Raw genomic sequence first — 11051 nt, forward strand, 5'->3', positions numbered from 1 at the left:
CGATCCTTTTGAGAGGTCAGGCTTCCAGATGCCGGCCGGGCCAAACAAGCCACAGCAGGCCGCCCTCACGGCCGAGCACGAGGGAAATCACATAAATGGCGCCGGCCGAGAGGATGATCGCCGGTCCGGCGGGCAGTTCGGCATGGAAGGAGAGCAGTAGGCCGCTGAACCCTGAGACGATGCCGACCACGATAGAGACGATCATCATCATGGTGATGTCGCTGGTCCAGAAGCGGGAAGCGGCTGCAGGGAGCATCATCATGCCCACAGCCAGCAGGGTCCCGAGAGCATGGAAGCCGCCGACAAGGTTCATGACGACCAATCCTAGGAAGATCAGGTGCGTGGGGGTCCCGGCCCGGCTCACCGAGCGCAGGAAGATCGGGTCCACGCATTCGAGCACGAGCGGGCGGTAGAGAACCGCCAAGGCCAGCACAGTCATGGTCGAGATGGAGGCGAGCAGCAGGAGCGTGCTGTCGTCGAGCGCCAGAACCGTGCCGAAGAGCACGTGCAGCAGGTCCACATTCGAGCCGCGCAGCGACACGATGGTGACGCCCAGCGCCAGGGACAGGAGATAGAAGGCTGCGAGCGACGCGTCTTCCTTGAGCGCCGTGAAACGCGAGACGAGGCCCGCCGCGACTGCAACGATCACGCCCGCGAACAAGCCGCCGATGGTCATGGCGGGCAGTGAGAGACCGGCCAGGAGATAGCCCACGGCGGCGCCCGGCAGGATGGCATGGGCCATGGCATCGCCCGTGAGGCTCATGCGCCGCAGCATCAGGAAGACGCCGACAGGACCGCCACCGAGGGCAATGGCTATCACGCCCACGAGGGCCCGCTGCATGAATTCGAATTCGGCCAAAGGCGCGTAGAACAGGTCGAGCATGGAGATTGCCAGTCTTATGCAGCGCTGCGGTGGCACACATCCGCGTGCGGATCGTATGCCTCGACCATGCGCCGGGCTTTCAGGAGATTCTCCGGGCTCAGGACCTCGCCGGTCTCGCCCCAGGCCACCGGCTCGCGGGCGATGAGCAGGGTCTGCGGGAAGGTGCGTCGGACCATGTCGAGATCGTGCAGCACGGCCACGACGGTGCGGGATTCGTCATGCCACCGGCGGACGAGGTCGAGCAGGTCGGCGGTCGTCTTCGCATCGATGGCCGTGAAGGGCTCGTCGAGCAGGATGACAGGAGCATCCTGGAGCAGGAGTCGGGCGAAGAGCGCGCGCTGCATCTGGCCGCCCGACAGGGTGGAGATGGGGCGGCGCTCGAAGCCGATCAGGCCCACGGCCGCCAGCGCCTCTTCGATCCTGGTGCGGTCGCGGCGCGCGACGCCGCCGAACAGGCCGGAGCGGGACCACAGGCCCATGGCGACAAGGTCGTAGACCGAGAGCGGGAACGACCGGTCGATCTCGGCAGCCTGCGGCAGGTAGGCGATGCCTGAAGCCGGTCCTTTCAGGCGGATATGGCCGTCAAGCGGCTTCAGCGTCCCGACGATCCCCTTGAGCAGGGTGGACTTGCCGGCTCCGTTGGGTCCGACCACGGCGATCAGGCTGCCGGCCGGGATCTCCCCGTCGAGGTGATGCACGGCAGGCCTGCGGCCGTAGCCCAGGGTGACCTCGTCGAACCGGATGACGGTGGATGTGAGACCCATGCGTTACCCCATCACGCTAAGAACCATCAGCCATAAGCCTGCCAGGATGGCGGCAGACCCAGCTAGGCGCTGCCCGACCGAGAGGCGCAGGAGCGAGAAGGTCGGGGCAGCGGCGACCGCCCGATGCGCGTGGCTGTGCTCGTGGGCATGATGGTGATGGCCATGTGACATGGCCTCCTACATAAACCCATCCGCATCCGATTTCCAGGGGCGTATAGTATTTTATACGCCCCTTCAACAATATGGTTTTGAAGGGTTAATCTCAGAATGCCGGATGGTATTGATAGAGCCAGGTTTCGCTTAAGATCTCGTTCTCGTTGCGCAGGTAGCAGCGCATCTCCACCGGCTCGGTTCCGGTCGCGGTCAGGTCGAACTGGGTGCGCCAGTGGCCGGGCACGTTGTTGGGAACCGCCTCGGTCAAGATGTTCGAGAACTCGCCCCGGGAGGCGGAAAGCACGGGCCGGGGGATCACGCCGCTCGGAAGCTTGGTCAGGGGCTGGCCCATGAACTCCACCATGAACTTGCGCACACCCTTTGGCCGGTTGGTGCCGGCCTGTCCGCCATTGCCGAACCGGGTGGCGACGACCCGCGCCAGCGGCGTCGGATAGGGCTCCTCCGCCGACCAGTGCATGCGGTAGCGCAGCTCGAGGGCCTGACCGGCCCGGACCGGCTCCGCCGGCACCCACATGGCTACGATATTGTCGTGGATCTCGTCGTCGGTCGGGATCTCCACGAGCTGGATGGAGCCCCGGCCCCAGGTCCCCTGCGGCTCGATCCAGAGGGAGGGACGGCGGTCGTAATAGACGCCGTCGAGGTAGTGGTCGAAGTTCCGGTCGCGCTGCAGGAGCCCGAAGCCCTTCGGATTCTCGTCGGCAAAGGCCGAGGTGATGATGCGGGGCGGGTTGTTGAGGGGGCGCCAGATGCGCTCGCCGGTGCCGGTCCACAGTGCCAGCCCGTCCGAGTCGTGGATTTCGGGGCGCCAGTCGACCGCGGTGGTCTTGGCCTTCTCAGAATACCAGTACATGGAGGTCAGAGGCGCGAGGCCGAGGCGGCTTACCTCCTGGCGCATGTAAACCGCGCTGTCGATGTCCATGATGATGGCAGAGGCCCGCTGCATGACGAAGCGGTAGGCGCCGGCCACGCTCTGACCGTCAAGGAGCGCGTAGACCGTGACCGTGTTCGAGCCAGGCTGGGGTGTCTCGAAATACACGTGGGTGAAGTCGGGGAATTCCTCGTTCTTGCCGAACACGGCTACATCGACCGCCAAGCCTCGGGCGGAGAGGCCGTATTGGTATAGCTCACCGATGGCGCGGAAATAGGAGGCACCGAGGAAGGCCACCCAGTCGTTCTTCCTCCAGTCGAGCTTGCCCGTGCGGGCCTCCTGGAAGCGGAAGCCTGCAAAGCCCGAGTTGTCGGGGAGCTTGTGGGCCGGGGAATCCGCCGGCATGTCGAAATAGTCGCTGTCGTAGACAATCTCGCGGGCCTGCCCGCTCTCCACCACATGCATGCGCACCGGCTTCTGGAAGAAGCGGCCCATGTGGAAGAAGGTGACCGGGAACTCGCTGGGGCCGTTGGCCCAGAGCGCCAGATCGGTCTTGAACCGGATCTTGCCGTGGGCGTCGTAGTCGATCTGGTAGAGCACCTCGGGCGAGGGGCTGGGCGGCGCCACGTAGGGGGAGCGCGCCATGTCCTGCGCCCGCTTCTTCAGCTCCTCGAACGAGAAGGCCGAGGGGGCTCCCATCTTCAGGCCCTGCTGCGCCAGAGCGGGGGCGGAAAAGCCCTGAGCGGCCAAGGCGGCCGTAGCGGTTGCGGTCTGGAGGAACTGGCGGCGATTGATCATGGATGAGCGCATGTATCTGTGAAGGGACGCACCCCTACCGACCAAGGTGGCAGGATTAAGTCCCTCTTAGCCTCTTGAGAAATCTTCGTCAGCGGTCAAAGTAGCCCCACACACAGGCACGGCGACAACCGTGCCGTAAATTAGGGAGTACGCTATGCATCGAACAGTCATGCGCCGCCTCATCGGCGCTGCGGCCGCCATTGCGCTGGCCGGAGCCAGCATCCCGGCCCAAGCCCAGGATTTCATCAACGTCCTGACCGGCGGCACCTCTGGCGTGTATTACCCGCTGGGCGTTGCGCTCTCCAAAGTCTTCTCCGACAAGGTGCAGGGGTCCCGTCCGTCGGTCCAGGCCACCAAGGCGTCCGTCGAGAACCTCACCCTCCTGCAGCAGGGCAAGGGCGAGATCGGCTTCACCCTCGGCGACAGCCTGGCCATGGGCTGGGCCGGCGACGAGGAGGCAGGCTTCAAGGGTAAGCTCGACAAGCTGCGCGGCATCACGGCGATCTACCCGAACTACATCCAGGTCGTGGCAACCCAGGAATCCGGCATCAAGTCGCTGGCGGATTTGAAGGGCAAGCGCCTTTCCGTTGGTGCGCCGAAGTCCGGCACCGAACTCAATGCCCGGGCGATCCTCCAGGGTGCGGGCTTGTCCTACAAGGATCTCGGCAAGGTCGAGTACCTGCCGTTCGGCGAGTCGGTCGAGCTCATGAAGAACCGCCAGCTCGACGCCACCCTGCAATCGGCCGGCCTCGGCGTGTCCTCCATTCGCGACCTCGCCACCTCGGTGCCGATCGTCGTGGTGGAGATTCCCGCCGCCGTCGTGGAGAAGGTCGGCACGCCTTACATCAAGGCGACGATCCCAGCGAACACCTATGGCGGCCAGACCGCTCCTGTGCAGACGGCTGCCGTCGTGAACTATCTCGTCACCCATTCCGGAGTGAAGGACGAGACCGTCTACCAGATGACCAAGGCGATCTACGAGAGCCTGCCGGATCTGTCCGCGGCTCATGCCGCCGCCAAGGACATCAAGCTGGAAAGCGCTCTCTCCGGCATGCCCGTTCCTATGCATCCGGGTGCACAGCGCTATTTCGACGAGAAGGGCGTGAAGAAGCAGGGTTCGTAACCTGCGCTTTCATTGACAAAAAGGCCGGGGCAGGTGAACTGCTCCGGCCTTTTTCATGACAAGAAGAACGATCCGTGAGGAGCCGCAGATGAGCCATGGCGTCAACACTTCCGAACTCGCGCAGATGGAAGCGCCGTCTGAGGCCGTAAATCCGGAACACGGTCTGCCGGAGAGCTTCGGCGAAGGGTTCCTCGGCAGACTCCTGTTCTGGATCGCGGTCTCGTTCTCCACGTTTCAGATCATCACCTCCTTCGGCATTCCTCTGGATCAGCCTTTCATCGCAGGCTTGAGCCTCACCCATCTCTGGGCCGCCGCTATGGTGGCCTGGGCGGCATGGCTGATCGGACTTGCGGTTCGCCGCCGCAGCATTGTCGACGGCGCCCTCGCCTGGATTGCCATTGCCATTGCGTTCGGGCTCGTCCTTTGGTTCGGCGGCAGCATGCCGAGCCAAGTGGTGCGTACCATCCATGTCGGCTTCCTGTGCCTCGTGGCCGGAGCGATGATCGCCAACCACCGCTCGGGCTCGTCGTCCCTGCGCGCCATCGGCTGGGTCGTCGGCCTCGCAAGCTTTGTGGTCGGGCTATACCACTTGGCATTCTACGAGGAGCTTGTCATTCGCGCTGGTGATCTCACCACGCTCGACCTTGTTGTCGGCATCGCGGCACTCGCCATCCTGATCTATCTCGTCTGGCGCGTGATGGGCTCGGCTCTACCCATCGTCGCAGGCCTGTTCCTGTCCTACTGCCTGTTCGGCAATTACCTGCCGGCGCCCCTCGATCATCGCGGCTATTCGCTCGAGCAGGTGATCGAGCACATGTCGTTTGGAACGGAAGGCATCTACGGCACCCCAACGCTGGTGTCGGCGACCTACATCTTCCTGTTCATCCTGTTCGGCGCCTTCATGGAAAAAGCCGGCGTCATCGATTTCTTCAACGACATCTCGATGGCGGTGTTCGGCGACAAGCAGGGTGGCCCCGGCAAGGTCTGCGTGGCGTCGTCTGCCCTCATGGGCACGGTTTCGGGCTCGGGCGTCGCCAATGTGGTGGCCTCGGGCCAGTTCACGATTCCGCTCATGAAGCGCTTCGGCTTCAAGGCCGCCTTCGCCGGCGGCGTCGAGGCCACCTCATCCATGGGCGGCCAGATCATGCCGCCGGTCATGGGCGCCGTCGCGTTCATCATGGCCGAGACCATCGACGTGCCGTACTCAAAAATCGTCGAGGCGGCGATCATTCCGGCCGTTCTCTACTTCGCAGCCTGCTACCTTGCGGTGCATCTGGAGGCCGGCAAGAGCCATCTGAGAGGCCTGCCGAAATCCGAGCTGCCGAATGCCTGGACCGAGATGAAGAAGAAGTGGTTTCTTCTCGCCCCGCTCTGCGTTCTCGTCTATCTGCTCTTTGCCGGATACACGCCGCTCTTCGCTGGCGCAGTGGGCCTGTCGCTCACCGTGGCGCTGATCCTCGGCACCGCCATCGTGGCAGGTTTCGGCACACCGGCCCTGCGCATCGTGTTCTGGATCGGACTTGCGCTGGTCTCCGCCTATTCGCTGGCCTCGACTGTCACGCTCGTCGTCCTCGTGGTCGCGGCGCTCTCCCTGTGGAATGCCTTCACGGGCCGGGGACGCACGACGCTTCAGGCCTGTGTCGACGCCATGGCGGACGGCGCGCGCCAAGCGCTGCCAGTCGGCCTCGCCTGCGCGGTGGTCGGCATCGTGATCGGCACCATGACGCTCACGGGCCTCGGCACCATTGTGGGCACCTGGATGATCTCCATCGGCAAGGAGAACATCTTTGCGGCCCTCGTGCTCACGATGATCTTCAGCCTGATCCTCGGCATGGGCATCCCGACGATCCCGAACTACATCATCACCTCGTCGCTCGCCGCGCCCATCCTGCTGCAGCTCGATGTGCCGCTCATCGTCTCGCACATGTTCGTGTTCTATTTCGGCATCATGGCGGACCTGACGCCGCCCGTGGCGCTCGCCGCCTTCGCGGCAGCACCCATGGCGAAGGAATCCGGACTCAAGATCGGAATCCAGGCGATGAAGATCGCGCTGCCCGGCTTCGTCATCCCCTACATGGCCGTCTACGACCCCACCCTGATGCTGCAGCCGGTGCCAGGTCTGGAGGGGGCCGGCTACTGGCTTGCGGTGGTCTACATCGTCATCAAAGCCTCGCTCGCCATGGTGCTCTGGGGGGTGGCTTCGGTCGGGTACTTCCTGAAGCCATTGACCTGGTGGGAGCGGATCTGGGCTGCCGTGGCAGCCGGCTTCCTCGTGGCGGCTATTCCGGTGACTGACGAGATCGGCTTCGTTCTCTCGGCGCTCTTCGTCGGCTACCACGTCTGGCAGACGCGCCGGGTCGCCACGCCCGTCGTCAGTTGATGATCTGCCTCCTGGCAGGCTCCACGATTGCGCCCCTTATGGCGGGAGCAATCACCCTGGCCTGGACGCATTCGGTCGAGAAGATCGTCTGGGAAGAGGACTGGCGCTCAGGCCCGGCAGGACTTGAACTAGTCGAGGCGCGGGTGCGCGGCTCCGGAGCCGGGATGGAGCCGCCACCGGAGGCCAAACTCCTCAACGGCGTCTGGTCGTGGAAGCCGAACCTGCCGCCTCAAGCGCAGGTGATCATGCGCCGCTCGGGAGCCACGGCGGATTGGCGGATCTGCGTCTCGGGCCAGTGCCGACCGATGGGGGCCTATGTGCCGCCCGAGGCCGATCCGATCGTGATGAAGGTGTGCGAAAAGCCTTAGGCGCGCCCGGTGAGCGGCTCGACCGCCACGCAGCGGCGCCAGAGGTTCACGAGGATGTAGAGAGCAAACAGGCTGAACAGAACCATCAGCGCATAGCCTACGTAGTCGCCGAGTTCGAACAGGCCGGCAATCGCCCAGCCGGCGGCGATCGCGACGCCGAAGACTTCCGCACCGACCAGGATCATGATGCTCATGATGGTGACCACGTTGCGCCAGTTGGTGCTTTTCGCCTGAGCCACTGTTGCCTTACTCCGTTTGTTGCACAGGGGACTACCCTAAACGCCCCCTCCGGTGCAAGCTCTGCCCGAATCTCATTCTGTCGCGTCTGCGTCCAATCGGAGAGACATGCCCGAGACCCCCGTTTTTTCGACCGCCGCCGTGGCGGCCCCTCACAGGCTGGCCGCCGAGACTGGCCAGAATATTCTCGCCGCTGGCGGCAATGCAGTCGAGGCGATGGTGGCCATGGCGGCCACCATCGCGGTCGTCTATCCGCACATGAACGGCATCGGCGGTGACGCCTTCTGGCTCGTGCGAGAGCCCAGGGGCCGCATCCATGCCCTGGATGCCTCGGGGCCTGCCGGCTCGCTCGCCACGATCAAGCGCTACCGGGAGAAGGACTATGACGCCATTCCATCGCGCGGGCCGGACTCGGCGCTCACGATAGCCGGTGCTGTCAGCGGTTGGGGTCTTGCGCTCGAACTGTCCCGGGCGCTCGGCGGGCAGCTGCCGCTCGATCTGCTTCTCGGGGATGCCATCCGCTTTGCCCGCAACGGATACCCGGTCTCCCGCTCCGAGGAGCGGTTCGTGACCAGCGAGGAAGCCGCCCTCTATGAGGTTCCCGGTTTCGCCGAGGCCTTCCTGGTCGAGGGCAAAAGAGCGCCGGAGGGCACGCAGAGGCGCGCGCCGCGCCTCGCCGACACCCTGGAGCGCCTCGCCCATGCGGGCCTTGCCGATTTCTATCGGGGCGATGTGGGGCGGGAGATCGCCCTCGATCTGGAACGGATTGAGAGCCCGATCACCCGCCGCGACCTGGAGACTTATCGCGCCCGCGTCGTGGAGCCCCTGTCGGTCAGGCTGAAGAATTCCACAATCTACAACCTGCCGCCGCCGAGCCAGGGATTGGCCACCCTGCTGATCCTCGGCATGGTCGAGCGCCTCAAGGGGCTCAGGGGCGAGACGCCGGAGCATCATCACGCGCTCATCGAGGCCGCCAAGCGCGCCTTCTCCATCCGCGACCGGGTGGTCGCGGACCCACGAAATCTCGTGCACGACCCGGCCTCCTTCCTGACGCTTCAGGCGCTGGAAAGGGAGGCTTCCCTCATCGACATGAAACGGGCTGCCCCCTTTCCCCTGCCGCGCCTGATCGACGGGGACACCATCTGGATGGGGGCCATCGACCGTGACGGGCTCGCGGTGTCCTATATCCAGTCCGTGTTCTGGGCCTATGGCTCCGGCTGCATGCTTCCGGCGACAGGCGTCCTCTGGCACAACCGTGGCACGGCCTTCTCGCTCGATCCTGCGAGCCGCAACCGGCTGGAGCCCGGCCACCGGCCGCTGCATTCCCTCAATCCGGCCATGGCCGTGTTTGATGATGGGCGGGTGCTGTCCTTCGGGGCGATGGGCGGCGAAACCCAGCCCCAATTCCTCAGCCAGATCTTTTCGCGCTACGCGGAGGCCGGCATGGGGCTGGCGGACGCGGTGGACGCGCCCCGCTGGCTACTCGATGCGAGGCCGCGCGAGCGTGAGGCCGTGCTGAAGGTGGAGAGCCATTTCGACCCCGGATTGATCCGCGGCCTGTCACGGCTCGGCCATCGAGTCGAGGAGATGGACGAGGCCTATTCCGGACGCTTCGGCCATGCCGGCATGCTGGTGAGGCACCCGCGCAACGGGCGCGTTGAGGCCGTGCACGATCCGCGCTCGGACGGTGGGTCGCTAGGGCTCTAGCTGGTCGCCCAGAGGCCGTAGAGCAGGCTGAGGCCCAACACCAGCACGAAGGCGGCGGCGAGAAGCTCGAGGCCTGCGATGGCGATGGCGCCCGATGCGCCGCGCCCGCCGGCGAGCCGCAACGCCATGGCCTTGAAGAACACCGCGAGCGCCGCGATGGCGCTGGTAGTCAACGCCGTGCCGAGCGCCATGGCGAAGGTCGCCGCAACACCGGCCGCGAACAGGCCCTGCGACAGGGCGAAGACCAGGACGATGAGGGCGCCTGCGCAGGGGCGGATGCCGGCGGCAAGCGCCACGCCTGCCATGTCGCGCCAGCGGGTGAGACGGCTGAGCTCCTCCGGCGGCGGCAGGTGGGCGTGATCGCAATTCTCCTGCACCGCGGCGAACGGGTTGCGCGCGAGCGCCATGACGCCCAGAACCTTACCGGCCTTGCGCCACGTGATGACGGCGCCGAGCAGGGCGACCGCAATGAAGCTCGCCAACTCCACATTCAGGGCAATGCTGTTCATGGTGGAGGCCGTGGCGCGCAGCATAAGGCTGACCACCGCCACGATGGCGATGGCGACAAGCGCCTGCACGAGGGCGGCGGCGAGACTCAAGAGGAACGCTTTGCGCAGGGCCTTCTCGTCCGCCACCAGATAGGCCGAGATCACGCCCTTGCCGTGTCCCGGACCGGCGGCATGGAAGATGCCATAGGCGAAGCCGACGAGGAGGAGCGAGACAAAGGCTGCGCCGTTCTCCTTCATCTCGCGCACGCCTGCCCGCAGGCTGGCGTAATACTCGGACTGCACGGAGAGGATCCAGGCGCCGATGTTGCCCGAAGGCGCCGCCTCGCGAAGGCCAATGCCGAAGGGGCTGCGCGGGGGCGGCTTGCTCACCGGCCCGAGCCACAGTCCGATCAGGCCCATGGCGGCGGCCACGACGGTAATGGCCGCGAGCATGATACCGAGCCGCCGCCACAGCGATGTCCGGCCGGCGCTCGGCAGGGCAGAGGCGTTGGACATCAGGGACATGCGATGATGGCCCTGTTGGAATATTCGATGCCGATATCCTGCGGCTGGATGGCGCCCTCGTCCTGCAGGATCTGCTGCATGGTGGTGTCGAGCGGCTTGGCCTTGGCGATGCTGGTCACGCAGCCCTGAGGCGCATTGGCCAGCGAGATGGCCGCCTGGCCTTCCGTCAGGCTGAAATAGACGAAGAAGGTCGGATCCTCGATCTCGACCGAGACCGCTCCCGTGGGCGCCACCGGCGCCTTCAGGGGCAGGAGGAAGGACATGGAGACTTGCGTTTTCTCCATGGTCATCCGGGCCTCCCTGGGGGTGTCGAAGATCTGGGACTTGCCCCGAGCCTTCAGCACCGTGAAATAATCAAACTCGTTGAGGGAGGCGGCGTTCTCGTCGGCGAGCTCCTGTAACTCCTCCGGTGCGAGCTTGCCGTCGCCGTTCTTGTCGAGGCCCTGCGTGACATAGGCCGTGTAGGCCTCATCAAAGGTCCAGTGATGGCGAACGCCCGTCACCTTGCCGTCAGGGGCGAAGACGATTTCCGCCTTGGCCGTAACCCACACATGGGGATGCGCGATCACCGGCGAGGACAGGCCAAAGCCCAAGACCGTCAGGGCGGATTTCAGACCGAGATGGCGTGTCATGCGTTGACCCTGGAACAGCGACGCTCCCGGCGAAAGCCGGTCATGAAAGGCGATATGCTGGTTGTATGGTTAACAGAGGCGAAACAAAGGCGCTTGATTGACGG

General features: G+C 65.1%; 11 protein-coding genes. 4 read left to right on the plus strand and 7 right to left on the minus strand.

Translation table 11 applies throughout. The features are described 5' to 3' along the window. Positions 1-16: 16 nt before the first annotated feature. The 4 genes from VB618_RS14785 to VB618_RS14800 form a co-directional block, all read right to left on the minus strand. Positions 17-883 carry a metal ABC transporter permease gene (locus tag VB618_RS14785; protein WP_329797476.1) on the minus strand — a complete coding sequence of 289 codons (867 nt, stop codon included), beginning with the start codon at positions 881-883 and terminating at the stop codon, positions 17-19. Positions 884-897: 14 nt separating this feature from the next. Continuing rightward, positions 898-1647 (minus strand): zinc ABC transporter ATP-binding protein AztA, encoded by a 750-nt coding sequence (gene aztA / locus VB618_RS14790; protein WP_329797477.1) that lies wholly within the window; start codon positions 1645-1647, stop codon positions 898-900. A 3-nt stretch (positions 1648-1650) separates the two neighbouring features. Next, entirely contained in the window at positions 1651-1818 is a 168-nt protein-coding gene (locus VB618_RS14795) for a hypothetical protein (RefSeq protein ID WP_329797478.1), read from the minus strand. A gap of 91 nt (positions 1819-1909) precedes the next feature. Beyond that, positions 1910-3487 (minus strand): glucan biosynthesis protein, encoded by a 1578-nt coding sequence (locus tag VB618_RS14800; RefSeq protein ID WP_329797479.1) that lies wholly within the window; start codon positions 3485-3487, stop codon positions 1910-1912. A gap of 154 nt (positions 3488-3641) precedes the next feature. Between VB618_RS14800 and VB618_RS14805 the strand changes: the two genes are divergently transcribed. The 3 genes from VB618_RS14805 to VB618_RS14815 all read left to right on the plus strand — a co-directional run bounded on the left by VB618_RS14805 (position 3642) and on the right by VB618_RS14815 (position 7358). Then, a complete protein-coding gene (locus VB618_RS14805) occupies positions 3642-4610 on the plus strand; it encodes a TAXI family TRAP transporter solute-binding subunit (protein ID WP_329797480.1) in 969 nt (322 codons plus the stop codon). Positions 4611-4698: 88 nt separating this feature from the next. After that, positions 4699-6990 (plus strand): TRAP transporter permease, encoded by a 2292-nt coding sequence (locus VB618_RS14810; RefSeq protein ID WP_329797481.1) that lies wholly within the window; start codon positions 4699-4701, stop codon positions 6988-6990. 38 nt (positions 6991-7028) lie between these two features. Next, positions 7029-7358, plus strand: a complete 330-nt coding sequence (locus tag VB618_RS14815) for a DUF1850 domain-containing protein (protein ID WP_329797482.1) — start codon at positions 7029-7031, stop codon at positions 7356-7358. Here the strand turns inward: VB618_RS14815 and VB618_RS14820 are convergent. Further along, positions 7355-7552 carry a hypothetical protein gene (locus VB618_RS14820; RefSeq protein ID WP_329797656.1) on the minus strand — a complete coding sequence of 66 codons (198 nt, stop codon included), beginning with the start codon at positions 7550-7552 and terminating at the stop codon, positions 7355-7357. The two genes, VB618_RS14815 and VB618_RS14820, sit on opposite strands and share 4 nt — an antisense overlap. A 151-nt stretch (positions 7553-7703) precedes the next feature. Between VB618_RS14820 and VB618_RS14825 the strand changes: the two genes are divergently transcribed. After that, a complete protein-coding gene (locus tag VB618_RS14825) occupies positions 7704-9302 on the plus strand; it encodes a gamma-glutamyltransferase family protein (protein ID WP_329797483.1) in 1599 nt (532 codons plus the stop codon). Here the strand turns inward: VB618_RS14825 and VB618_RS14830 are convergent. Continuing rightward, on the minus strand, positions 9299-10306 hold the full coding sequence (locus VB618_RS14830; RefSeq protein WP_329797658.1) for a nickel/cobalt transporter: 1008 nt from the start codon (positions 10304-10306) through the stop codon (positions 9299-9301). The genes VB618_RS14825 and VB618_RS14830 overlap by 4 nt on opposite strands. Then, positions 10306-10947 (minus strand): DUF1007 family protein, encoded by a 642-nt coding sequence (locus VB618_RS14835; RefSeq protein WP_329797484.1) that lies wholly within the window; start codon positions 10945-10947, stop codon positions 10306-10308. Before VB618_RS14835 ends, VB618_RS14830 begins: the two co-directional genes overlap by 1 nt. Positions 10948-11051 lie beyond the last annotated feature (104 nt).

The sequence above is a fragment of the Microvirga sp. CF3062 genome, from assembly GCF_036314045.1.
Classification (GTDB): Bacteria; Pseudomonadota; Alphaproteobacteria; order Rhizobiales; family Beijerinckiaceae; genus Microvirga.

Excerpts from the sequence above, each read along its gene's own strand:
- VB618_RS14785 (WP_329797476.1), bottom strand. The coding sequence starts at position 883 with ATGCTCGACCTGTTCTACGCGCCTTTGGCCGAATTCGAATTCATGCAG.
- aztA (WP_329797477.1), bottom strand. The coding sequence starts at position 1,647 with ATGGGTCTCACATCCACCGTCATCCGGTTCGACGAGGTCACCCTGGGC.
- VB618_RS14795 (WP_329797478.1), bottom strand. The coding sequence starts at position 1,818 with ATGTCACATGGCCATCACCATCATGCCCACGAGCACAGCCACGCGCAT.
- VB618_RS14800 (WP_329797479.1), bottom strand. The coding sequence starts at position 3,487 with ATGATCAATCGCCGCCAGTTCCTCCAGACCGCAACCGCTACGGCCGCC.
- VB618_RS14805 (WP_329797480.1), top strand. The coding sequence starts at position 3,642 with ATGCATCGAACAGTCATGCGCCGCCTCATCGGCGCTGCGGCCGCCATT.
- VB618_RS14810 (WP_329797481.1), top strand. The coding sequence starts at position 4,699 with ATGAGCCATGGCGTCAACACTTCCGAACTCGCGCAGATGGAAGCGCCG.
- VB618_RS14815 (WP_329797482.1), top strand. The coding sequence starts at position 7,029 with ATGGCGGGAGCAATCACCCTGGCCTGGACGCATTCGGTCGAGAAGATC.
- VB618_RS14820 (WP_329797656.1), bottom strand. The coding sequence starts at position 7,552 with ATGAGCATCATGATCCTGGTCGGTGCGGAAGTCTTCGGCGTCGCGATC.
- VB618_RS14825 (WP_329797483.1), top strand. The coding sequence starts at position 7,704 with ATGCCCGAGACCCCCGTTTTTTCGACCGCCGCCGTGGCGGCCCCTCAC.
- VB618_RS14830 (WP_329797658.1), bottom strand. The coding sequence starts at position 10,306 with ATGTCCAACGCCTCTGCCCTGCCGAGCGCCGGCCGGACATCGCTGTGG.
- VB618_RS14835 (WP_329797484.1), bottom strand. The coding sequence starts at position 10,947 with ATGACACGCCATCTCGGTCTGAAATCCGCCCTGACGGTCTTGGGCTTT.